Genomic DNA, 22,592 nt, shown 5'->3' on the forward strand with positions numbered 1-22,592 from the left:
CGGTGCCATGTCCTGGCTGCAAGTGGTTGTGTTGTCGATTGTCCAGGGGCTCACCGAGTTTCTGCCGGTCTCGTCCTCGGGGCACCTCGCGATCACCTCGCGCGTGTTCTTCGACGACGACGCCGGCGCCTCGTTCACAGCGGTCACCCAGCTGGGGACCGAGCTCGCGGTGCTGGTCTACTTCGCCCGCGATATCGGCCGGATCATCAAGGCCTGGTTCAGCGGGTTGTTCAACGGGGCGCACCGGTCCGCTGACTACTGGCTGGGCTGGTGGGTGATCATCGGCAGCATCCCGATCGGGGTGTTCGGGTTGCTGTTCAAGGACGAAATCCGTACCGGCGCACGCAATCTGTGGCTGGTGGCCTCGGCGCTCATCGTGTTCTCGGCGGTGATCGCGGCGGCCGAGTACTACGGCAGGCAGATTCGTCGCGTCGAGCAGCTGACCTGGCGCGACAGCATCATCGTCGGCCTGGCCCAGTGTCTGGCCCTGGTACCCGGGGTCTCCCGCTCGGGCGCGACCATCAGCGCGGGTCTGTTCCTGGGCATGGAGCGCGAGCTGGCCGCCCGGTTCGGTTTCCTGCTGGCGATCCCGGCTGTGTTCGCCTCGGGCATCTTCTCCCTGCCCGATGCCTTCCACCCGGTCGGGGAGGGGATGAGCGCCAGCGGAGCCCAACTGCTGGTGGCCACCGTGATCGCGTTCGTCGTAGGCTTCGCGGCCATCGCCTGGTTCCTGAAATTCCTGGTGTCGCACAGCATGTACTGGTTCGTCGGCTACCGGGTGGTGCTGGGCGTGGTGGTGCTGGCGCTACTGGGTACCGGCGTGGTTGCCGCACAATGATCGAGGCCAGAGGAGAGGGCTCGCGATGAGGACTGACAAATGACGGTGATCCTGCTCCGGCACGGCCGATCGACATCGAACACCGCGCATACGCTGGCCGGCCGCAGCGAGGGCGTCGACCTCGACGAGCGTGGTGCCGAACAGGCCGCCGGCCTGGTCGCGCGCATCGGCGAGCTGCCGGTGACCGCGATCGTGCACTCGCCGCTGTTGCGCTGCGTGCGCACGGTGACGCCGCTGGCCCAGGCGCTCGCGCTGCAGCCGATCGTCGACGACCGGCTCACCGAGGTCGACTACGGCAGCTGGACCGGCCGTGCCATCGGCGAGCTGGTCAAGGAGCCGCTGTGGGCCGTGGTGCAGCAGCAGCCCAGCGCGGCGGTGTTTCCCGAGGGCGAGGGCCTGGCCCAGGTCCAGGCCCGCGCGGTCGCCGCGGTGCGCGAGCGTGACCGCGCACTGGCCGAAGAGCATGGCGCCGACGTGTTGTGGGTGGCCTGCACACACGGAGACGTGATCAAGGCGGTGCTGGCCGATGCACTGGGCGTGCATCTGGACGGATTCCAGCGGATCACCGCCGACCCGGCGTCGATGAGCGTCATCCGCTACACCGACCTCCGCCCATTCGTGATGCATATCAACCACACCGGTGCGCAGTTGAGCGCTGGGCTGGCGGCCAAACCCGCCACCGACGCTGTGGTGGGTGGGTCCACCAACTGACCCGCGGTACCGCTACCGGTATTTTGGAAGGTGCCATGGCCCGCGCAATTCATGTTTTCCGCACTCCCGACCGCTTTGTGGCCGGGACCGTCGGCCAACCCGGCAACAGGACGTTCTACCTGCAGGCTGTCCACGACAAACGGGTGATCTCGGTGATCTTGGAGAAGCAGCAGGTCGCAGTGCTGGCCGAGCGTATCGCTGCCCTGTTGACCGAGATCAACCGCCGCTTCGGCACGCCGATCCCGCCGGACACCGGTGAGGTGAATGATCTGCTGCCCCTGGTGACCCCGGTCGACGCCGAGTTCCGCGTCGGGACGATGGGACTGGGCTGGGATTCGGAGGCGCAGACCGTCGTGGTGGAGCTGCTCGCGGTGTCCGAAGGCGAGTTCGACGCCTCGGTGGTCCTCGACGACGCCGAGGAAGGGCCCGACGCCGTGCGGGTGTTCCTCACCCCGGAGTCGGCCCGGGAGTTCGCCACCCGGTCCAACCGGGTGATCTCGGCCGGGCGCCCGCCATGCCCACTGTGCGATGAGCCGCTGGACCCCGACGGTCACATCTGTGTGCGTACCAACGGTTATCGCCGCGGTGAGGTGGCCGGGTCCGAAGATGACACAGAAACCTAGCCCCGATCCGGATCCCGACCCCGACGATGACACGGTCCTGGCCGACGGTGAACTGACGGTGATCGGCCGGATCCGATCGGCCAGCAACGCCACCTTCCTGTGTGAGGCGACCTCCGGTGAGCAGCAGGTCCATTGCGTGTACAAGCCGATCCGGGGCGAGGCGCCGCTGTGGGACTTCCCCGACGGCACATTGGCCGGCCGCGAGCTGAGCGCGTATCTGGTGTCGGCTGCATTGGGCTGGAATATCGTGCCGCGCACCATTATTCGGGACGGGCCTGCCGGTCCGGGCATGCTGCAGCTGTGGGTGGATCAGCCCGGGGACCAGGTGGGGGATGAACCCGATTCCGGCCCCGATCTGGTGGACCTGCTGCCCGCCGGGCACCTGCCGCCCGGATTCCTGCCGATCCTGCAGGCCTACGACTACGCCGGCGACGAGGTGACGCTGGTGCACGCCGACGATCCCCGGTTGTTCCGGATGGCGGTGTTCGACGTGCTGATCAACAACGCCGACCGCAAGGGTGGGCACATCCTGGCCGGCCTGGACGGGGCGTGTACGGCGTCGACCACGGGGTGAGCCTGCACGTCGAGGACAAGCTGCGGACCGTGTTGTGGGGCTGGGCCGGCAAGCCCGTCGACGACGAAACCCTGGCCGATGTCGCGGCGCTGCGCGACGGGTTCGCCGACCTGGCCGAGCAGTTGTGTGCGCACATCACCGAAGTCGAGATCGCCGCGTTGAGGTCCAGAATTGTTGGGCTACTGAGCAATCCGGTGATGCCGACGCCTGATCGGCACCGGCCGATCCCGTGGCCCGCCTTCTAGCCGGCGCGCCCGGGGCCATCGAACGATCTCCTACTGCGGTAGGGGCTTTCGCCATTGGGAAACATCGAGCTCGATGCGGCTGCGATGCGATCCCGACCATGAGGCGCCGAGGCCGAAATGGTTGGCCAGCACCACGATCCGTTCGCCCACCAAGGTGTCGGTGCGCTCGGTGATCTCGGCGACCGCCGCCTCGTCACCGGCGGCGGCAGCACGCACCACCGAGTCCGGCAACGCCGGGTGGGGCCGAAACGAGCTGAAACCCAGATACAGGGTCGGTTCGGCATCGCCCAGCCGCAGCGCATCCTGCTCGTGGAAATAGGTGTAGGCCCACTCCCGATAGCGGTACCAGTCCTCGGATTCCGGGTTGGGGGAGCGCTCGTCATCGATGTCGTGCGTCGCGCAGGTGGCACAGCAGGAGAAACACATCCGGGCCAGGATGCCCTCGGATTCGAGCTGGGCGAAGGTGTACTGCAAGCGGCCGTAGTCGCCGGTGTCGGCCCAGGAAGCCTGCTCGGCCAGGCGCCGGCGCCACATCGAATCCACCAGTTCGGCCGCTTCCGCGGGATCGACCACGCCAGAGTCATCGACCCATTCGTGTGCCATGTCGAGGATTTCGTCGTACCCCCAGAACCCGGCGACCAGGTGAGAACGGAGAAAAGCACTGAGCTCGTCGCGGTCGCCGGTTTGCCAGTCGAGGCTGCGCATGGACCGACCCTAGCGCCGTAACCGACCCCGTCAGTGCACCAATCGGGGCCTGGCCCTGATTACCGCGTCGGGATGGGATTTCGCGCGCGTACCTGCGAGACCACCGCGCGGATCGCGTCGACGACTGCGTCAGGTCTTTCCAGCTGAATGACGTGGCTGGAATCGTCGAGCTTGCGATGCGTGCTCTGGGTCGACCAGCTCGCTTCCTCCACCTGCATCTCCCACCAGGCCTGTTGCATTCGGTCGAACTGGTCATGGGTCATGCCGGTGCCTGCCTGCTCGGATTCGCTGTATGCGCTCCAGGGCTTGCCGCGGGACAGGACGGCCAGTGGTCGGTCGCCCAGGTCGCGGAAGGTCCCCGCTTCCTGCAACGTGGCCTCCATCGCGTCGGCCTCGTCGAATGAGGCGGCAAGTGAGACGGGCTGGTAGGCACCGATCGCGGCCACCACATCGGGCGGTAGTTCCGGCACGGTCGGCTCGGGAATGAGCAGGCGCGGCAAGCCCGTCCACGCCAGGTACCGCAGGACTTTGAACACCGCGGGGATGCCGTCTTCCAGGTGTCCGGTCGCGGCAGCCAACCGGCCGGTTTGATCCGGGTGGGCAGCATCGACGAAGACCAGGCCGGCCACTTCGCTGCCGTGGTACTTGGTGAAGATCATGGCGAGGGGCCCGCCGAGCGATGCCCCGACCATGACGTAGGGCGACGATTCGTTCGCTGTCCGCAGCGTTCGCTGAAGATCGGCGACAACCGCGACAGGGTCACGTGGCCCGGCGCCCACAGATTCACTCCACATGAGTCCGGCGCGATCGTACGAACACACCCGGGTGAAGCCGGCCACCTGGTGATGCACCGGGAACCACAACGCGGAACCGCTCGTGTCGGCACCGGATTCGAGCACCACTGTCGGCGAGCCGTGGCCGCGGCAGTCGAGATGAACGGCGCGCCCGCCGATATCGATCATCCTGCCCGGCGCCGGAAACTGAGCGGCGGCGCGGTTTCGTTCGATCTGTTCCCACGCCGCGCCCGACCCGATCGCCACGATCACCGTCGCCAGGGCGCACAGCAGGATGACTTTGACCGGTCTCCTCACGCTGCCAAGTTACTGGTGCGCCGGCGCGACCCGGGCCCCGATCCGACACCGGTATTGCGTGGCGTCGATACTTACCGGGTGCACTCGACCGACGCCGACCTGGCTGCCGCAGTGGCCAAGGAGGCCGGTGAGTTGTTGTTGGCCGTGCGCGAGGAGGTCGGTTTCTACGACCCGTATTACCTCGGCGACGAAGGGGACCGGCGGTCCAACGCGCTGATCCTCGATCGTCTGGCCCAGGCCCGCCCCGGTGATTCCGTGCTCAGCGAGGAGGCGGTCGATGACCTTGCCCGCGTCGAGGCCGACCGGGTCTGGATCGTCGATCCGGTGGACGGCACGCACGAGTTCTCCTTGCCGGGCCGTGAGGACTGGGCGGTGCACATCGCCCTGTGGCAGCGCTCGGTGGGTGCCGACGGGGGCCTGTCGGATGCGGTGGTGGCCCTGCCCGCCCGGGGTGAGGTGTACCGCAGCGATACGGTCGCCCCGCCCGGGCCGCGGCGACCCGGCCCCCTGTTGATCACCGCGAGCTCCAACCGCCCCCCGGCGGTGCTGTGGCGGATACGTGAGCAGCTCGACTTCCGGATGGTGCGCATCGGCTCGGCCGGGGCCAAGGCGATGGCCGTGGTGCGCGGCGACGTCGACGCGTACATCCACGCCGGCGGGCAGTGGGAGTGGGATTCGGCCGCGCCGGCCGGTGTGGTGATGGCCGCCGGCCTGCACGCGTCCCGGCTGGACGGCTCGGAGCTGCGTTACAACCGCGCCGATCCCTATCTGCCTGATTTCGTCATGTGCCGCAAAGAGCTGGCGCCGATCCTGCTCGAGGCCATCGGGGCGGCCCGGTGAGCGTTCTCCGTTGCGAGCCGACGGGGGATGCGGGAATGAAACCGGCGGCGGCATTGTCTGACTTGCTGAACTGTGTGGGACCGACCGGCGGGAGGCCGTCCTGAGCGAGCACCTTAGAGTCGAGACCATGCGATCGTGGTCGGCACCGTCAATTCCGGTGCTGGAAGGACGTGGTCCGCAGCTGCGGTTGTACGACAGCGCCGACCGCCAGGTACGGCCGGTGACCCCCGGGCCGACCGCCACCATGTACGTATGTGGCATCACCCCGTATGACGCCACGCATCTCGGCCATGCCGCGACCTACCTGACCTTCGATCTGGTGTACCGGCTGTGGCTGGACGCCGGACACACCGTGCACTACGTGCAGAACGTCACCGATGTGGACGATCCGTTGTTCGAACGGGCCGATCGTGACGGCATCGACTGGCGCGACCTCGGGGACCGCGAAACCCAGCTGTTCCGCGACGACATGGCAGCCCTGCGTGTGCTGCCGCCGCGCGACTACGTCGCCGCCACCGACGCGATCACCGAGGTGGTCGAGCTCGTGGAGAAGATGCTGGCCTCCGGTGCGGCCTACGTGGTCGACGACGCCGAATATCCCGACGTGTACTACCGCGCCGACGCCACGGTGCAATTCGGCTACGAGTCGGGCTATGACCGCGAGACCATGCTGCGGCTGTTCGGCGAGCGAGGCGGTGACCCGGACCGTGCCGGCAAGGGCGACGAACTCGACGCCCTGCTGTGGCGGGCTCAGCGTCCCGGTGAGCCCAGCTGGCCCTCACCCTTCGGCGCGGGCCGGCCCGGCTGGCACGTCGAGTGCTCGGCCATCGCGCTCACCCGCATCGGCTCCGGTCTGGACATCCAGGGCGGCGGCAGCGATCTGATGTTCCCGCACCACGAGTTCTCCGCCGCGCATGCCGAATCCGTCACGGGGGAGCGGCGTTTCGCCCGCCACTACGTCCACGCGGGCATGATCGGCTGGGACGGGCACAAGATGAGCAAGAGCCGCGGCAACCTGGTGCTGGTCTCGCGGCTGCGCGCCGACGGTGTCGACCCGTCGGCGGTCCGCCTCGGCCTGTTCGCGGGCCACTACCGGTCGGACCGGTTCTGGAGCGATGCGGTGCTCGAAGAGGCCAACGCCCGGCTGAAGCACTGGCGCAGCGCCACCGCGCTGCCCGCCGGTCCCGACACCGCCGACGTGGTGGCGCGGGTGCGCCAGTACCTCGCCGACGATCTCGACACCCCCGAAAGCTCTTGCTGCACTGGATGGTTGGTGTAACGATGCGCTGACCTACGGCGGCCATGATCCGGCCGCGCCACGGCAGGTCGCCGACACCGTTGATGCGCTGCTGGGAGTCGAACTCTAGACCTCGTCGGGCGCGCCCGGGTGCGGTACGTTTCGGCCATGGGTTCTGTGAACGGGAAAGTCGTCTTCATCACCGGCGGTGCACGCGGCATCGGCGCCGAGGTGGCCCGCAGGCTGCGGCGCAGGGGCGCCAAACTGGTGCTCACCGACCTCGATGAGGCGCCGTTGAGTGCGCTGGCCGCCGAACTCGGCGAGGAGCACGTGCTGACCGCGCTGGCCGACGTGCGCGATCTGGCCGCCATGCAGAAGGCCGCCGATGCCGCCGTCGAGCGGTTCGGCGGCATCGACATCGTGATGGCCAACGCGGGCATCGCCAGCTTCGGTTCGGTCATGCAGGTGGATCCCGAGGCGTTCAAGCGGGTCGTCGACATCAACGTCGTGGGGGTGTTCAACACCGTGCGCGCCACGTTGCCCGCGGTCGTCAAGCGTCGCGGGTACGTACTGGTGGTGTCCTCACTCGCGGCGTTCACCTCGGCACCCGGACTGGCCGCCTATCACGCCTCCAAGGCCGGCGCCGAGTACTTCGCCAACACGCTGCGCCTGGAGGTGGCCCACCTCGGTGTCGACGTGGGCTCGGCCCACATGAGCTGGATCGACACCCCTCTGGTGCAGGACGCCAAGTCGGACCTGTCGGCGTTCCAGGAGATGCTGTCCAAGCTGCCGCCGCCGCTGAACCGGACCACCACCGTCGACGCCTGCGGCGCGGCGTTCGTCAAGGGCATCGAGGGACGCAAGAAGCGCATCTACAGCCCGGAGTGGGTCGGGGTGTTCCGCTGGATCCGGCCGTTCGTCACGACGCCGCTGGCGGAGCGCGACATCCTCAAATTCACCCCGACGCTGCTGCCGAAATTGGACGCGGAGGCGGCCGCACTCGGGCGCTCGACCAGCGCCCGCATCGAGGCGCTGGAGAAGCCGGAGTCCTAGCGGCATCAACGCCGAGCGGCCAGTTATGACACGTGATCCGGCAGTTTCCGTGCACTAAGTGGCCACTCGGCGGGAATCCAGGGGAACTCAGCGGCCTCTGCGCCGCAGGTAGCGCTCGAACTCGGCCGCCAGCGCGTCGCCGTCGATCTTGCCGAGCACCTCGTGCATGTCGACCTCGGCGTCGCCGCGCTGTTCCAACGAGGCGACGTACTCCGCGATCTCCTCGTCCTCGGCGGTCATCTCGGTGACGGCCTGCTCCCACTCCTCGGCGGCGGCGGGCAGGTCGGCCAGCGGCACCTCGACGTCCAGCACGTCCTCGACCCGGCGCAGCAGGGCGACTGTGGCCTTGGGACTGGGCGGCTGCGACACGTAGTGCGGTACCGCGGCCCAGAAGGTCACCGCCGGGATTCCGGCCTGCACGCAGGCATCCTGGAACACCCCGGCGATCCCGGTCGGCCCCTCGTAGCGGGTCTCCTCCAGGCCGAAGAACTTCGCCGACTCGGCCGAATACGCCGAGCCCGACACCGGCACCGGCCGGGTGTGCGGGGTATCGGCCAGCAGTGCGCCCAGGATCACGACGGTCTGCACGTTGAGCTTGTCGGCGATGGCCAGCAACTCGGCGCAGAAGGTGCGCCAGCGCATGTTGGGTTCGACGCCGTGCATCAACACCACGTCACGGTTGCTGCCCGGCGGACGGCAGTGCGAGATCCGCATCGACGGCCATTCCAGCTCCCGTGTGACGCCGTCGACCTGGCGGATCACCGGGCGGTTCACCTGATAGTCGTAGTACGACTCGTCGTCGATCTCGACGATCGGCTGGGCCTCCCAGATCGCATCCAGGTGGTCCAGCGCGTCACTGGCCGCGTCGCCGGCGTCGTTCCAGCCCTCGAAGGCGGCCACGATGGTGGCGTCCTTCAATTCGGGCAGATTCATAGGCCGGCCGGCGTTCGGATACGACGGTGTCACACGTTCAGCGTAAGCCTTGGAGAGTGCCGATGAGCCCGTTGTGCGCGCGGGTCGCCGCCGCGCCGATCAGCCGGTTTGATAGACCGACTACCCTGTTTCATGTGATTGCCGCTGACAAATCCGCCTACGACACCGACGTGCTCGACACGCGCGTAGTGCCAGGCGGCGGCGTCATGGGCACCCAGCTGCGGGCTGCCGGTCTCACCCTCGGTGATCTCGGAACCGTCGAAGGCCGCAGCGAGATCCGCGCCGTGACCTGCCCCGAGGTCATCGCAACGATCCATCGCAACGATTTCCAGGCCTGCGCCGGTGCGGCCGTGGCGAAATACGTTCGGCTGCAATCTGGTTAACCCTGGTGCCTACGACATTGCTGACAAAATCGGTGAGCTGTCACTCAGGGGCACCGCAATCGCCACGCGGGTCGGGGTCGATCGTGGCGACGAGTTGGGCGTCCGCGCGTCTGTTGGATGACGACGTAGACTCTTCTGGTCGAGAGGCGTTGCAACGGTTCCGGGTTTCTACCCGTATCCGCCACGCTCGGCAGAGTCAAGGACGCCTTCCGTTACGGAAGGAGTGCACGTGACTGCTGGTGAGTCGACGACCTTTACGCCGAACATCCGCCCCGACTGCACCGACGAACTGACGGCGGCCATGCGCCGGCGGATCCTGGTGATCGACGGCGCGATGGGCACAGCGATCCAGCGGGACCGGCCCGACGAGGCCGGCTACCGCGGCGACCGGTTCACGGAGTGGCCGACCGCTCTCCAGGGCAACAACGACCTGCTCAACCTGACGCAGCCGCAGATCATCGAGGGGATCCACCGCGAGTACCTCGAGGCGGGCGCCGACATCCTGGAGACCAACACGTTCAACGCGAACGCGGTCTCGCTGTCCGACTACGACATGGCGGACCTGAGCTACGAGCTGAACTACGCCGGCGCTGCGCTGGCCCGCAAGGCCGCCGACGAGTTCAGCACCCCGGAAAAGCCCCGCTACGTCGCCGGGGCGCTGGGCCCGACGACGCGGACGGCGTCGATCTCGCCGGACGTCAACGATCCGGGTGCCCGCAACGTCTCCTACGACCAGTTGGTCGCCGCCTACCTCGAGGCAGCCAACGGCCTGGTCGACGGTGGTTCCGACCTCCTCATCGTCGAGACGATCTTCGATTCGCTGAACTCCAAGGCAGCGGTGTTCGCCATCGAGACGCTGTTCGAGGAACGCGGACGCCGCTGGCCGGTGATCATCTCGGGCACCATCACCGACGCCTCCGGGCGGACACTGTCCGGACAGGTCACCGAGGCGTTCTGGAACGCGATCAGGCACGCGAAGCCGCTCGCGGTCGGCCTCAACTGCGCCCTGGGCGCCCCGGAGATGAGGCCCTACATCGCCGAGATGGCGCGGATCGCGGACACCTACATCTCCTGCTACCCGAACGCGGGCCTGCCCAACGCCTTCGGCGAATACGACGAGTCCCCGGAGCATCAGGCCGGCTACATCGCCGAGTTCGCCGAGGCCGGCCTGGTCAACATGGTCGGTGGTTGCTGCGGAACGGCGCCGGCGCACATCGCCGAGATCGCCAAGGTCGTCGACGGCAAGGCGCCCCGCGAGCTGCCGGAGATCCAGGTGGCCACCCGGCTCTCGGGCCTGGAGCCGCTCAACATCACCGAGGATTCTCTGTTCGTCAACATCGGTGAGCGCACCAACATCACCGGCTCCGCGCGGTTCCGGAACCTGATCAAGGCCGAGGACTACGACACCGCGCTGTCGGTCGCGCTGCAGCAGGTCGAGGTCGGTGCGCAGGTCATCGACATCAACATGGACGAGGGGATGATCGACGGCGTCGCCGCGATGGACCGGTTCACCAAGCTGATCGCGGCCGAGCCGGACATCAGCCGCGTCCCGGTGATGATCGACTCCTCCAAATGGGAGGTCATCGAGGCGGGCCTGAAGAACGTGCAGGGCAAGCCGATCGTCAACTCGATCTCCATGAAGGAGGGCGAGGAGAAGTTCGTCCGCGAGGCCCGGCTGTGCCGCAAGTACGGCGCCGCCGTCGTGGTGATGGCCTTCGACGAACAGGGGCAGGCCGACAACCTGGAGCGCCGCAAGGAGATCTGCGGGCGCGCCTACCGGATCCTGACCGAGGAAGTCGGCTTCCCGGCCGAGGACATCATCTTCGACCCGAACTGCTTCGCGCTGGCGACCGGTATCGAAGAGCACGCGACGTACGGGATCGACTTCATCGAGGCCTGCGCCTGGATCAAGGAGAACCTTCCCGGGGTGCACATCTCCGGCGGCATCTCGAACGTGTCGTTCTCGTTCCGGGGCAACAACCCCGTGCGCGAGGCGATCCACGCGGTGTTCCTGTTCCACGCCATCAAGGCCGGCCTGGACATGGGCATCGTCAACGCCGGGGCGCTGGTGCCCTACGACTCGATCGACCCCGAGCTGCGGGACCGCATCGAGGACGTCGTGCTGAACCGTCGCGAGGATGCGGCCGAACGTCTCTTGGAGATCGCCGAACGGTTCAACAAGTCAGAGAAGACCGAGGATCCGAAGGCGGCCGAATGGCGCAGTCTCCCGGTTCGCGAGCGGATCACGCATGCCCTGGTCAAGGGCATCGATGCCCATGTCGACGACGACACCGAGGAATTGCGGGCCGAGATCGCCGCCGCTGGTGGGCGGCCGATCGAGGTGATCGAGGGCCCGCTGATGGACGGTATGAACGTCGTCGGCGACCTCTTCGGCGCAGGCAAGATGTTCCTGCCCCAGGTCGTGAAGTCGGCCCGGGTGATGAAGAAGGCCGTGGCGTACCTGCTGCCCTACATCGAGGCGGAGAAGCAGCCGGGTGATGCCGACGCCAGCAACGGCATCATCGTGATGGCGACTGTGAAGGGCGACGTCCACGACATCGGCAAGAACATCGTCGGGGTCGTCCTGCAGTGCAACAACTACACCGTGATCGACCTCGGGGTGATGGTGCCGGCGCAGAAGATCCTGGACGCGGCGCGGGAACACAAGGCCGACATCATCGGGCTGTCCGGCCTGATCACCCCGTCTTTGGACGAGATGTCCAACTTCGCCGTCGAGATGGAACGCGAGGGGCTGGAGATCCCACTGCTGATCGGCGGCGCGACCACCTCGCGCGCCCACACGGCGGTCAAGATCGCGCCGCGGCGCAGTGGTCCCGTGGTGTGGGTCAAGGACGCTTCCCGCTCGGTTCCGGTCGCTGCCGCGCTGCTCGACGACAAGCAGCGGCCGGCCCTGCTGGAGGCCACCGCGACCGACTACGCCGCCCTTCGCGAACGGCACGCCCAGAAGAACGAGCGGCCGATGCTGACGCTGGAGAAGGCCCGCGCCAACCGGACGCCGATCGAGTGGGACGGATACACCCCGCCGGTGCCCGCCCAAGGCCTCGGCGTGCGGGAGTTTCACGAGTACGACCTCGCCGAGCTGCGCGAGTACATCGACTGGCAGCCGTTCTTCAATGCCTGGGAGATGAAGGGCCGGTTCCCCGACATCCTCAACAACCCGGTCTCGGGCGAGGCGGCGCGCAAGCTGTACGACGATGCCCAGCAGATGCTGGACACCCTGATCAAAGAAAAGTGGCTCAAGGCCAACGGCGTGATCGGGTTCTTCCCGGCGAATGCGGTCGGCGACGACATCGAGGTCTACACCGACGAGACCCGGACCGAGGTGCTGACCACGTTGCACAACCTGCGCCAGCAGGGTGAGCACCGGGACGGCATCCCGAACCGTTCGCTGGGCGACTACATCGCCCCCCGGGAAACAGGGTCACCGGACTACATCGGTGCTTTCGCCGTCACCTCGGGGCTCGGCAGCCAGGACAAGATCATGGAGTTCAAGGCGGCCCTCGACGACTACAGCGCCATCCTGCTGGAGTCGCTCGCCGACCGGCTGGCGGAGGCGTTCGCCGAACGGATGCATCAACGGGTCCGCGAGGAGTTCTGGGGCTACCAGCCCGATGAGCAGCTGGACAACGAGGCGCTCATCGGTGAGAAGTACGTCGGAATCCGCCCTGCCCCCGGCTACCCGGCCTGCCCGGAGCACACCGAGAAGGCGACGCTCTGGCAATTGATGGACGTCAAGGAGCGCACCGGCATCGAGCTGACCGAGTCGATGGCGATGTGGCCCGGCGCCGCCGTCAGCGGCTGGTACTTCTCGCACCCGCAGTCGCAGTACTTCGTGGTCGGCCGGATGGCCCAGGACCAGGTCGCCGACTACGCGAAGCGCAAGGGCTGGACCCTGGCCGAAGCCGAGCGCTGGCTCGCCCCCAACCTCGGCTACAACCCGGAGGACTGACCCAGCTGAAACGGCTTGAGCCGGAGCGGTTCCCGTTCCGGCTCAACCCGGCGGCGGCTAGGTGAACAGGCTGCGGTTACGGGCCGCCCACTGCGCGATCGATTCAGCAGGGGCGCCCGTCAACCGCTCGACGTTGTCATTGGCGGCCTGATCCTCCGGATCGCCGTCGAACAGGTCGAGGTACCACTGCGCGCCGTCGCCCATGACGGGCCGCAGCAGCTCTTCGGCCTCCGCGCGGCTGCACCGCTGCGAGTCGACGGGCATGCCGATGCCGACCCCGATCTGGCGGGCGATATCGGCGCGCGACAAGGCGACGGGGCCGGTGAGTTCGTACATCGCGCCCAGATGGGCATCCTGCGGGGCGGCCAACAGGTGCGCGGCCACCCGCGCGATGTCGTCCATCGACACCGGGGACTCGACGTAGTCGGGGGCGACGTCGCGGACGGTGCCCGTCTTGATCTGCGGCGCCCACATCGCGAAGTTCTCGCAGAACTCGCCGGGTCCGAGCTGGGTGTGTGCCAGCCCGGAGGCGGTGACCGCCTCGGCGTGCTCCGCCCAGTGCGCGCCGCCCGACAGCGCCACCACGTACTGCACACCCGCTTGCACCAACATCTCGAGCGTGGGTCCGATGGTGGTGGGGAACGGCGCCAGATACACGCGCTCGACGCCATCCAACGCCGCCGGCAGGGTCTCTGGTTTCCCCAGGTAACCGGTGATTGCTGTCACAGATTCGGGCAACGCCGCCTTCGCCGGGTTCGTCGTCAACGCGCGGATGTCGTGGGCGCCCAACGTGATCAGATGATCCACCACGCGCCTGCCGATGTTTCCTGTGGCTCCGGTCACCAATACCGTCATGCTCCCACGCTATAGGCGCGGTCGGACAATGCGAGAATGGTTGCCATGCGTGCGGTGCTCTGGGACATGGACGGCACCCTCGTCGACTCCGAAAAGCTTTGGGACATCGCCATGCAGGCGTTGTACGCGCGGATGGGCGGGGTGCTGAGCGCGGAGGTACGGGAATCGACGGTCGGCGGTTCGTCCGAGACCGTGATGCGGATCGTGTACGACGACCTGGGGCTGGAGCCCGATCCTGCCGCCATGGCGGATTCGGCGGACTGGTTGCACGACTACACCGGTGAGCTGTTCGAGCAGGGTCTGCCGTGGCGTCCGGGTGCCCAGGAGATGCTCGACGGTCTCACCGCAGCCGGGATTCCGATGGCGTTGGTGACCAACACCCGCCGGGATCTCGCGGAGCGGGCATTGAACAGCATTGGCCGCCACTACTTTTCGGTGACCGTCTGCGGTGACGAGGTCGATACCGGCAAGCCGGCCCCCGACCCGTACCTGCGGGCGGCCGACCTCCTCGGTGTCTCCACTACATCCTGCCTGGCGGTCGAGGATTCGGTCACCGGCACAGAATCTGCCGAGGCTGCGGGCTGCCCGGTGCTGGTGGTGCCCAATGACGTGGAGGTACCCGGAGGCCCGTTGCGCCGGCACGTTTCCTCGCTGACGCAACTCGATGTGGCCGGCCTTCGCGCGGTGTATCACGAACTGAATTCCCAAGCCGGAGAACGCACCGCCTGATCCTGCCCGTGTGATTCAATGTGAGCCTGATCACGCATTGCTGCGGAAGGGCGTCCCATGACTCACGGACCGGTCGGCGATCCTGCATCGGACCTGGACTACGAGGAATCCGAGCACAGCGGCAAGGTGGTCCGGATCGCTTCGGTGGCCGCGCTGGGCGGTTTGCTTTTCGGTTATGACAGCGCGGTGATCAACGGGGCGGTCGCGGCCCTGCAGGACGAATTCCAGATCAACAATGTGGTTCTGGGTTCCGCGGTGGCCTCGGCGCTACTGGGGGCCGCGGTGGGCGCGTTGACCGCAGGCCAGCTGGCCGACCGGATCGGCCGGCGGTCGGTCATGAAGCTCGCGGCGTTGCTGTTCTTCATCAGTGCGATCGGTACCGCCGTTGCCACCCACATCTGGCTTGTGGTGATCTTCCGGATCATCGGCGGCCTCGGGGTCGGCGTCGCCTCCGTCATCGCGCCGACATACATCGCCGAGACGGCGCCACCGCGCATCCGAGGACGCCTGGGCTCACTGCAGCAGCTGGCGATCGTGACCGGAATCTTCCTGTCCCTGTCGGTCGACTATCTGCTCGCGCACCTGGCAGGCGGCTCCCGCGAAGAACTCTGGTTGGGGCTGGCGGCCTGGCGGTGGATGTTCCTGGTGATGGCCATTCCGGCCCTGGTGTACGGCCTGCTGGCCTACACCATCCCGGAGTCGCCGCGGTACCTGGTCGCGAAGTTCCGTATTCCGGAAGCACGCAAGGTTCTCTCCATGCTGCTCGGCGAGAAGAACCTGGAGATCACCATTCACCGGATCGAGGACTCGCTGAAGTCCGAGAAGCCGCCGTCCTGGCAGGACCTGCTCAAGCCGCGACTGTCCGCCGGTGGATTCACCGCGTGGGTGCGGCGTTACGTGTGGTGGCTGCTGCTGCTGTTCATCATCCTCGCCGTCGCATCGGTTTCGGCCGGGTTGTGGGTCCTGGCGGTGGTCTTCTTCGCGCTCGGCATCGGGGTGGCCGCTGTCAGTGGGCTGTACGGCATCGTCTGGGTTGGCTTGGGGCTGTCCATATTTCAGCAGTTCGTCGGCATCAACGTGATCTTCTACTACTCGAATGTGCTCTGGGAGGCAGTCGGATTCGAGGAGAGCCAGGCGTTCACCATCACCGTGATCACCTCGGTGACCAACATCGTCACCACGCTGATCGCGATCGCGTTGATCGACAAGATCGGGCGCAAGCCGCTGCTGCTGATCGGGTCCACCGGTATGGCGCTCACCCTGGGCACGATGGCCGTGATCTTCGGAACCGCGCCGCAGGTCGATGGCCAGCCGCAGCTGAGCGGTGCGGCCGGGCCGATCGCACTGGTCGCGGCCAACCTGTTCGTGGTGGCCTTCGGCATGTCGTGGGGTCCGGTGGTGTGGGTTCTGCTGGGGGAGATGTTCCCCAACCGCATCCGGGCCGCGGCGCTGGGCCTGGCGGCAGCGGGTCAGTGGGTGGCCAACTGGCTCATCACCGTGTCGTTCCCGGAACTGCGAAACGTACTGGGCGTGGCATACGGCTTCTACGCGCTGTGCGCTTTGCTGTCGTTGCTCTTCGTCTGGAAGTGGGTCGCGGAGACCAAGGGCAAGCACCTCGAGGACATGCACGCCGAGTTGCTCAAGACCTGACGGCCCGGCGGGTTCAGTCCGCCGGCAGCGGGGGCGGTGCGTAGTCGTCTGCGTACGCCGCGCAGCCGACACCGCGGGCGATCTCTACGGCCGCCTCGACCAGCTTCTCCGGCGAGATGTCGTGGTGGGCCACATAGACCTCACAGTGCCCGACGACCACCCAGACGCTGGACAGTTGAACCTGCACCAGGGCGAATTCGTCGGGTGCGGTGCGCTCCGCCTCGTAGGTTCCCGGGGTGAGGTCGGCGCCGTAGCGCAGTTCTTCGACCTCGTCGGTGAAATCGTCCACCGGGTGGATCGCCACGGTGAGCGCCGGAGCCGACACCACGTCGACACCCCACGATGCGGACAGGCATTCGAGCGGGAGGATGGGGTTGGCGAGGCGATTGTTCTGAACCAGGCCGTCGACCATCAGGTATCTGGACAGGATCGTGCGGATCGCCGCGACCCGGGCAGTGTAGGTCCGCAGCTCGTCGCCGACAGGTTCGCTCACCCCTCTATTGCACCCCACAAATCGACCCCCACCGAGCATGAAACAATTCATACCCGTGAAGACCTTCGAGGCCCTGTTTGCCGAACTCAGCGACAAAGCGCGCACCAGACCTGCCGGTAGCGGCACGGTCGCCGCACTTGACGCCGGCGTCCATGGGCTCGGCAAGAAGATCCTGGAGGAAGCCGGCGAGGTGTGGCTGGCCGCCGAGCACGAGAGCGACGAGTCGCTCGCCGAGGAGGTCAGCCAGTTGCTGTACTGGACCCAGGTGCTGATGATCTCCCGGGGCCTGACCCTCGACGACGTCTACCGGAAGTTGTGAGCCGTGGCCGATCAGATGTTGCGCGTCGCGGTGCCCAACAAGGGCTCACTCAGCGAAGCGGCCGGCGAGATCCTCGCCGAGGCCGGGTACCGGCGTCGGCGTGACCCCAAGGACCTGACGGTCGTCGATCCGGTCAACAACGTCGAGTTCTTCTTTCTGCGGCCCAAGGACATCGCGATCTACGTGGGTTCGGGTCAGCTCGACCTGGGCATCACCGGACGGGACCTGGCCGCCGATTCCGACGCTCCGGTACGGGAGCGCCTGTCGCTGGGCTTCGGTGGCTCCACCTTCCGTTACGCCGCTCCCGCCGGCCAGGAGTGGAGCCCGAAGGATCTGGCGGGCAAGCGGATCGCCACGTCATTCCCCAACCTGGTTCGCAAGGACCTTGCGGCGCAGGGGATCGAGGCGTCGGTGATCCGGCTGGACGGCGCCGTCGAGATCTCGATCCAGCTCGGGGTCGCCGACGTCATCGCCGACGTGGTCGGTTCGGGTCGCACCCTGGGACTGCACGGCCTGGTGGCGTTCGGCGCGCCGCTGTGCGAGTCGGAGGCCGTGCTGATCGAGCGCGACGGCGCCGAGGGGGACAGCAGTGCGTCCGCGCGTGATCAGCTGACGGCACGCGTCCAGGGCGTGGTGTTCGGCCAGCAGTACCTGATGCTGGATTACGACTGCCCGCGTGCGGTTTTGGACCAGGCCACCGCGGTGACGCCGGGGCTGGAGTCACCGACCATCGCGCCGCTGGCGGATCCGGATTGGGTGGCGGTGCGGGCTCTGGTTCCGCGTCGCGATGTCAACGCCATCATGGATGAGATCGCCGCGATCGGCGCCAAAGCGATACTCGCATCGGATATTCGGTTCTGCCGTTTCTGACGGGCGGGCATCGCCCTGTCTGATCGGCGCGTGCCGCGCCGCATTGCGTGTTAGCGTCCGGGTGACAATTTCAGACCTCGGAGGTCGCCGTGACGCATTTTCTGGTTCTGTTGTTGGCTCTTCTCATCGGTGTGGTGGCCGGATTGCGGGCCTTCACCGCACCGGCCGCGGTGGCGTGGGCTGCCGCACTGAACTGGATCAACCTCGACGGCACCTGGGCCCAGTGGTTGGCCCACCCGGTCACGGTCACCGTTCTGACCATTCTTGCTGTGGTGGAGTTGGTTACCGATCAGCTGCCACGCACGCCCAGCCGTAAGACGCCGGTGCAGTTCATAACCCGGCTGATCACCGGGGCGTTCGCCGGTGCGGTGATCGGCACCGCGTGGGGCTTCACGTACACCGCGCTCGGTGCGGCGCTGGTGGGTGCGGTGATCGGCACCCTCGGCGGATACGAGGCGCGAAAGCGCTTGGTCAGCCGCAATGATGGCCACGATCTGCCGGTCGCGCTGTTCGAGGACGCGGTCGCCGTGCTCGGCGGCTTCGCGATCGCAGCCCTGACCTCCGTCCTCTAGTTCATGGCGCCCGCGCAAAGTTTCGACGCAATCGTCATCGGCGCGGGTCAGGCCGGGCCGCCGCTGGCGGGCCGGTTGACCGCAGCAGGGCAGACCGTCGCGGTGATCGAACGCAAGCTGGTCGGCGGCACCTGCGTCAACTACGGATGTATCCCCACCAAAACCCTGGTGGCCAGTGCGCATGCCGCCCATCTCGCGCGGCGCGGCGCTGATTTCGGGGTCGGCACAGGCGAAGTCGACATCGACATGGCCAAGGTCAAGGCCCGCAAGGATGCGATCATGCTGGCCGACCGCCATGGGGTGGAGGATTGGCTGGAGGCGATGGACGGCGCCACCCTGATCCGTGGCCACGCCCGTTTCGTCGACCCGCACACCATCGACGTCGACGGCCGGTTGCTGCGCGCCGATCGGATCTTTCTCAATGTCGGTGGCCGGGCGGTCGTTCCGGAGTTTCCCGGTTTGGACGGCATCGACTACCTGACCAACGTAGGCATCCTGGACCTGGACGTCGTGCCCGAACACCTGGTGATCGTGGGTGGCAGCTACATCGCGCTGGAGTTCGCGCAGATGTACCGCCGGTTCGGTGCCCGGGTGACGGTGGTCGAGAAGGGGCCACGGCTGACCTCGCGTGAGGACGAGGACGTATCGGCCACCATCGCCGAGGTCCTGCGGGCCGAGGGGATCGACGTGGTGCTCAACGCCACCGGAATCCGGTTCGCCAAGCGGGACAGCGGTTTCGAGGTGACACCGCGCGACGGTGCCGATCCGATCGCGGGAACGCACCTGCTGCTCGCGGTGGGACGGGCTCCCAACACCGACGACCTCGGGCTGGAGAACGCCGGAGTGGACCTCGACGGGCGCGGCTACGTCGTGGTCGACGATCAGCTACGCACCACGGCCGAGCACATCTGGGCGATGGGGGACTGCAATGGCAAGGGCGCCTTCACCCACACGTCCTACAACGACTTCGAGATCGTCGCCGCCAATCTGCTCGACGATGATCCGCGTCGCGTGAGCGATCGCGTCACCACCTACGCGCTCTACATCGATCCGCCGCTGGGCCGGGCCGGCATGACGGTCGATCAGGTGCGGAAGTCCGGCCGAAAGGCATTGGTGGGCAAGCGCCCGATGACCAGGGTCGGCCGTGCGGTGGAGAAAGGTGAGACGGAGGGCTTCATGAAGGTGGTGGTGGATGCCGAGACCGAGGAGATTCTGGGGGCGGCCATCCTCGGTGTCGGCGGCGACGAGGTGGTGCACTCGATCCTCGACGTCATGACGGCCAAACTGCCCTACACCGCGATATCGCGGACCATGCACATCCACCCCACCGTCAGCGAGCTGGTGCCTACGATGCTGCAGGAGTTGAAGCCGCTGGACTGAGCGTGCGGCCGATGTTGAGCTGACGCGTCACCAGCGCGACCCGATGCCCGAGGTACCGGCAGGTCTGGACATCGGCCGGATGCACCTGGTCGGGCCCGGCATCCACGTCGGTGGCGGCCGCGGCGCCCAGCCAGAACCCGAGCCGATTCAGGTCATGCTCGCTGCCTGCCGCGCTGTTCCAGCCCGCGCCCAAACCCAGGTTCACCCAATGCATGTGGTGTTGGGCGGCGAAGATCGCCAACGAGTTCAGCGTGGCGAGCTTGTCGCCGCTCTTGGCTCCGGAGTTCGTGAACCCCGCGGCGACCTTGTCGCGCCAGGTGCCGTCCATGCACCGCCGGCCGGTCTTCTCGGCAAAGGTTTGAAATCCGGCCGACACGTTGCCCATATAGGTGGGGCTGCCGAAGATCATGGCGTCGGCGCCGTCCAGCACATCCCAATCCTGGTCGGTCATGGCCTCGACGTGCATGACGGTCACGGCGGCTCCGGCGTCACCGGCACCGGATGCGACCGCATCAGCCAGCGTCGAAGTGTGGCCGAACCCGGAGTGGTAGACCACCGCGACGGTGGGCGCGGCGATGTCAGTTCCGTTGTGTGACATGTTCTTTCCTTCTATCGGGTCCATTGGGTGCCGAGTGCTTGCGCGACTTCCTGATAACGCTGGGCCCAGTCGGGCAGGGGCTGCCCGGCGAGATGGGCCTCGAGCCGGTCCAGATACGCGTGGGTGCCGGGGTGGAATCCCTGACCGTCGGAGACGGTCAGGCCGCGGTGGCTGAACCGCAGCAGGGTGCCCGCGCCGTCCGGCGTGAGTTCGTAACGCACCACGCCGGGTTCGGGAGCGGACAACACTGCCTGGTTCCATTCGTGTTCGAAAACCCTTGGCGGGTCCCATACCCGGATCCGTCCGGTCATCTTCTTCTGCTGCGGCGGGATAGGGGGAGAGTGCGGAACCGTCTCGATCGAGCCGCCTTCCCGGGCGTCGATCGTCGTCTCACCCATCCATTGGTTGCGTTGTTCGGGATCGGTGATGGCGGCCCACACCGCCTCGACCGGATAGGGCAGGCGCCGCTCGAAGTTCAGGGCGGCCCGGTCGCCTTCGACGGTGAGTTTGCCTTCGCGGCTGGTCATTTCGTCTCCTTGTGGGTCGCTTTGAGATGACGTTCCAGGGCGTCGAGGTGACCCGACCAGTAGTGCCGATACCGCTCGATCCACTCGTCGATCTGCACCAGGCCGTCGGCCCGTAGGGCGTAGATGCGGCGCTGCGCGTCGGGGCGCACCTCGACGAGGCCGACTTCCCGCAACACCCGCAGATGCCGGGACACGGTGGGCTGGGTCAAGCCGGGAAGGGTGGCCACCAGCTCGCCCGCGGTGCGTTCACCGTCGACGAGGGCGTCGAGCAATGCACGTCGACTGGGTTCGGCGACTGCCTCGAACACGTCCATGAGTCGAGTATTGCACGACATCTATATAGACGCAAGAGAATATACTGGCGGAATGAGGACGCACCAAAAGTGCGTACAGTTGCGGTCGCCGGCCTCGACGCCCTGCTCTCAGCTGGCCGGCGAGTCCAGATGACATGTCTGCCGCGCTGTAGCGTCTCAGATTCAGTTGCGCCAGAGGTGCGCTTGCGGGTGGACTTGAGACAGTCCGGGAGTTATGACCTCGCGCGAAGCTCCTCGCGAAATACCAGACGCACTGCAACTTTGATTGCGGCATGGTATTCGGCCAGGACTGTCCGTGGGTTCCGCAATCCTTCGGCCGATAGACGGGTATGGCCCGCACCTTGGTTCGCGGCGTACAGCCCGTCGGTCGCCTTGTCGATAAGTTGGAAGTAGCGGACCGTTAACAGGTCTTGAACCCGATGCCACTCGTCTCGGGGCACCTCGGAATCGAAGTAGCCCCAAAGACGGTTTTCAATGGCGTCGCCAGTGGCACGACTCGCGAGGTATTGAGCGTCCATCTTCTCCCGCACTTCGAGTAGGACCTTCTCGAAGTCGGCATCATTGGGAGCCTGCTTCGCTGCCTCCCGTACCCGCCAATAGTGCTGCATGAGTAAGTAGAAGCTACTTGCTGATTCCGTCATCTGAGTTACCAGTTCGTGTCGGAGAGCGTCGTCACGTGCGAGCGCCTCCCTCGCGGCCTCGGCGTCCGCGCGCTCCTCCGCGCGCTCTCTGGCTTTCTTGTCACGGTTCTGCTGGACCTTGGAAGTGATGCACCAGACGAAGAGCCCACCGACGAGAACGGTCACCAGGGGGCCAATCGCGGGAACGAGAAGACGCTCCCACAGAGGATCGGAGGCCTGAAAAACTACCTGCGTCATTTGGTGATCCAGGGGGAGTTTGTCCACTTCGCTTTCGCCATCCCTTTCCCGCGGTCATGCAGCGCCTGACATTCCCATGTTCGCGTTCGGATGTGCGAGTGCCATGCGTAGTCGGCTACCTAATTTGCCGAACTCGAGGTGATATTGCTTGGCAGGTCGAGGTGGGATTCTCAGCTGCGGAGGATTGACTTGCGGGTGCGGGTG

General features: G+C 66.8%; 22 protein-coding genes and 2 pseudogenes. 15 read left to right on the plus strand and 9 right to left on the minus strand.

Annotation, left to right across the window (positions count from 1 at the left end; translation table 11 throughout):
* The first annotated feature begins 7 nt into the window (after positions 1 to 7).
* The 4 genes and pseudogenes from TX88_RS30520 (at position 8) to TX88_RS30535 (ending at position 2,991) form a co-directional block, all read left to right on the plus strand.
* Complete coding sequence (locus TX88_RS30520) at positions 8 to 838, plus strand: undecaprenyl-diphosphate phosphatase (RefSeq protein WP_044524391.1); 831 nt, start codon at positions 8 to 10, stop codon at positions 836 to 838.
* Between the two features lie 39 nt (positions 839 to 877).
* The gene (locus tag TX88_RS30525) at positions 878 to 1,549 is read left to right on the plus strand and encodes a histidine phosphatase family protein (RefSeq protein WP_044523800.1); all 672 of its coding nucleotides are present in this window, start codon (positions 878 to 880) and stop codon (positions 1,547 to 1,549) included.
* A 35-nt stretch (positions 1,550 to 1,584) separates the two neighbouring features.
* Positions 1,585 to 2,172, plus strand: a complete 588-nt coding sequence (locus TX88_RS30530; RefSeq protein ID WP_044523801.1) for an Rv2134c family protein — start codon at positions 1,585 to 1,587, stop codon at positions 2,170 to 2,172.
* Positions 2,156 to 2,991: pseudogene (locus TX88_RS30535) on the plus strand (SCO1664 family protein). Before TX88_RS30530 ends, TX88_RS30535 begins: the two are co-directional and overlap by 17 nt.
* A gap of 30 nt (positions 2,992 to 3,021) precedes the next feature.
* On the opposite strand, the gene TX88_RS30540 reads toward TX88_RS30535, so the two are convergent.
* Positions 3,022 to 3,696, minus strand: a complete 675-nt coding sequence (locus TX88_RS30540; protein ID WP_049925535.1) for a DUF6891 domain-containing protein — start codon at positions 3,694 to 3,696, stop codon at positions 3,022 to 3,024.
* Between the two features lie 59 nt (positions 3,697 to 3,755).
* Entirely contained in the window at positions 3,756 to 4,787 is a 1,032-nt protein-coding gene (locus TX88_RS30545; protein WP_044523802.1) for an alpha/beta fold hydrolase, read from the minus strand.
* Between the two features lie 78 nt (positions 4,788 to 4,865).
* Between TX88_RS30545 and TX88_RS30550 the strand changes: the two genes are divergently transcribed.
* The 3 genes and pseudogenes from TX88_RS30550 to TX88_RS30560 all read left to right on the plus strand — a co-directional run bounded on the left by TX88_RS30550 (position 4,866) and on the right by TX88_RS30560 (position 7,917).
* Positions 4,866 to 5,627 (plus strand): 3'(2'),5'-bisphosphate nucleotidase CysQ, encoded by a 762-nt coding sequence (locus TX88_RS30550; RefSeq protein WP_044523803.1) that lies wholly within the window; start codon positions 4,866 to 4,868, stop codon positions 5,625 to 5,627.
* Positions 5,628 to 5,754: 127 nt separating this feature from the next.
* Positions 5,755 to 6,994 (plus strand): annotated as a pseudogene (gene mshC, locus TX88_RS30555) (cysteine--1-D-myo-inosityl 2-amino-2-deoxy-alpha-D-glucopyranoside ligase).
* A 38-nt stretch (positions 6,995 to 7,032) separates the two neighbouring features.
* On the plus strand, positions 7,033 to 7,917 hold the full coding sequence (locus TX88_RS30560) for an SDR family oxidoreductase (RefSeq protein WP_044523804.1): 885 nt from the start codon (positions 7,033 to 7,035) through the stop codon (positions 7,915 to 7,917).
* An 87-nt stretch (positions 7,918 to 8,004) separates the two neighbouring features.
* Here TX88_RS30560 and TX88_RS30565 read toward each other — a convergent pair whose 3' ends face one another.
* Positions 8,005 to 8,850, minus strand: coding sequence for a PAC2 family protein (locus TX88_RS30565; protein ID WP_210742178.1), 846 nt, complete (start codon positions 8,848 to 8,850; stop codon positions 8,005 to 8,007).
* A 56-nt stretch (positions 8,851 to 8,906) separates the two neighbouring features.
* Between TX88_RS30565 and TX88_RS30570 the strand changes: the two genes are divergently transcribed.
* Both TX88_RS30570 and metH read left to right on the plus strand, forming a co-directional pair.
* Positions 8,907 to 9,233 (plus strand): hypothetical protein, encoded by a 327-nt coding sequence (locus tag TX88_RS30570; protein WP_162563237.1) that lies wholly within the window; start codon positions 8,907 to 8,909, stop codon positions 9,231 to 9,233.
* 223 nt (positions 9,234 to 9,456) lie between these two features.
* Positions 9,457 to 13,203, plus strand: a complete 3,747-nt coding sequence (metH, locus tag TX88_RS30575; protein WP_044523807.1) for a methionine synthase — start codon at positions 9,457 to 9,459, stop codon at positions 13,201 to 13,203.
* Between the two features lie 57 nt (positions 13,204 to 13,260).
* Here metH and TX88_RS30580 read toward each other — a convergent pair whose 3' ends face one another.
* Positions 13,261 to 14,058, minus strand: a complete 798-nt coding sequence (locus TX88_RS30580) for an SDR family oxidoreductase (protein WP_044523808.1) — start codon at positions 14,056 to 14,058, stop codon at positions 13,261 to 13,263.
* A 45-nt stretch (positions 14,059 to 14,103) separates the two neighbouring features.
* Between TX88_RS30580 and TX88_RS30585 the strand changes: the two genes are divergently transcribed.
* Together TX88_RS30585 and TX88_RS30590 are read left to right on the plus strand one after the other, a co-directional pair.
* Complete coding sequence (locus TX88_RS30585; RefSeq protein WP_044523814.1) at positions 14,104 to 14,787, plus strand: HAD family hydrolase; 684 nt, start codon at positions 14,104 to 14,106, stop codon at positions 14,785 to 14,787.
* A 57-nt stretch (positions 14,788 to 14,844) separates the two neighbouring features.
* Positions 14,845 to 16,437, plus strand: a complete 1,593-nt coding sequence (locus TX88_RS30590) for a sugar porter family MFS transporter (protein WP_044523816.1) — start codon at positions 14,845 to 14,847, stop codon at positions 16,435 to 16,437.
* Positions 16,438 to 16,450: 13 nt separating this feature from the next.
* On the opposite strand, the gene TX88_RS30595 is transcribed toward TX88_RS30590, so the two are convergent.
* Positions 16,451 to 16,930: a DUF7956 family protein gene (locus TX88_RS30595; protein WP_044523817.1), complete on the minus strand. Its 480-nt coding sequence runs from the start codon at positions 16,928 to 16,930 to the stop codon at positions 16,451 to 16,453.
* A gap of 37 nt (positions 16,931 to 16,967) precedes the next feature.
* Here TX88_RS30595 and TX88_RS30600 point away from each other — a divergent pair, with 37 nt between their 5' ends.
* From TX88_RS30600 to TX88_RS30615, 4 genes are all read left to right on the plus strand, one after another.
* Positions 16,968 to 17,249 carry a phosphoribosyl-ATP diphosphatase gene (locus TX88_RS30600; RefSeq protein ID WP_044523820.1) on the plus strand — a complete coding sequence of 94 codons (282 nt, stop codon included), beginning with the start codon at positions 16,968 to 16,970 and terminating at the stop codon, positions 17,247 to 17,249.
* A 15-nt stretch (positions 17,250 to 17,264) separates the two neighbouring features.
* A complete protein-coding gene (gene hisG, locus TX88_RS30605) occupies positions 17,265 to 18,119 on the plus strand; it encodes an ATP phosphoribosyltransferase (protein WP_044524393.1) in 855 nt (284 codons plus the stop codon).
* Between the two features lie 89 nt (positions 18,120 to 18,208).
* On the plus strand, positions 18,209 to 18,691 hold the full coding sequence (locus TX88_RS30610) for a DUF4126 family protein (RefSeq protein WP_044523824.1): 483 nt from the start codon (positions 18,209 to 18,211) through the stop codon (positions 18,689 to 18,691).
* 3 nt (positions 18,692 to 18,694) lie between these two features.
* Complete coding sequence (locus TX88_RS30615; RefSeq protein WP_044523826.1) at positions 18,695 to 20,071, plus strand: FAD-containing oxidoreductase; 1,377 nt, start codon at positions 18,695 to 18,697, stop codon at positions 20,069 to 20,071.
* Here TX88_RS30615 and TX88_RS30620 read toward each other — a convergent pair.
* The 4 genes from TX88_RS30620 to TX88_RS30635 all read right to left on the minus strand — a co-directional run bounded on the left by TX88_RS30620 (position 20,037) and on the right by TX88_RS30635 (position 22,388).
* A complete protein-coding gene (locus tag TX88_RS30620) occupies positions 20,037 to 20,669 on the minus strand; it encodes a flavodoxin family protein (RefSeq protein WP_209447125.1) in 633 nt (210 codons plus the stop codon). The two genes, TX88_RS30615 and TX88_RS30620, sit on opposite strands and share 35 nt — an antisense overlap.
* An 11-nt stretch (positions 20,670 to 20,680) precedes the next feature.
* The gene (locus tag TX88_RS30625) at positions 20,681 to 21,196 is read right to left on the minus strand and encodes an SRPBCC family protein (protein WP_044523829.1); all 516 of its coding nucleotides are present in this window, start codon (positions 21,194 to 21,196) and stop codon (positions 20,681 to 20,683) included.
* Positions 21,193 to 21,510: an ArsR/SmtB family transcription factor gene (locus tag TX88_RS30630; RefSeq protein WP_044523831.1), complete on the minus strand. Its 318-nt coding sequence runs from the start codon at positions 21,508 to 21,510 to the stop codon at positions 21,193 to 21,195. The genes TX88_RS30625 and TX88_RS30630 overlap by 4 nt, the downstream gene beginning before the upstream one ends.
* 212 nt (positions 21,511 to 21,722) lie before the next feature.
* Positions 21,723 to 22,388 (minus strand): hypothetical protein, encoded by a 666-nt coding sequence (locus TX88_RS30635; RefSeq protein WP_162563238.1) that lies wholly within the window; start codon positions 22,386 to 22,388, stop codon positions 21,723 to 21,725.
* Between the last annotated feature and the right edge of the window lie 204 nt (positions 22,389 to 22,592).

This window comes from Mycolicibacterium septicum DSM 44393, from assembly GCF_000455325.1.
Taxonomy (GTDB): domain Bacteria; phylum Actinomycetota; class Actinomycetes; order Mycobacteriales; family Mycobacteriaceae; genus Mycobacterium; species Mycobacterium septicum.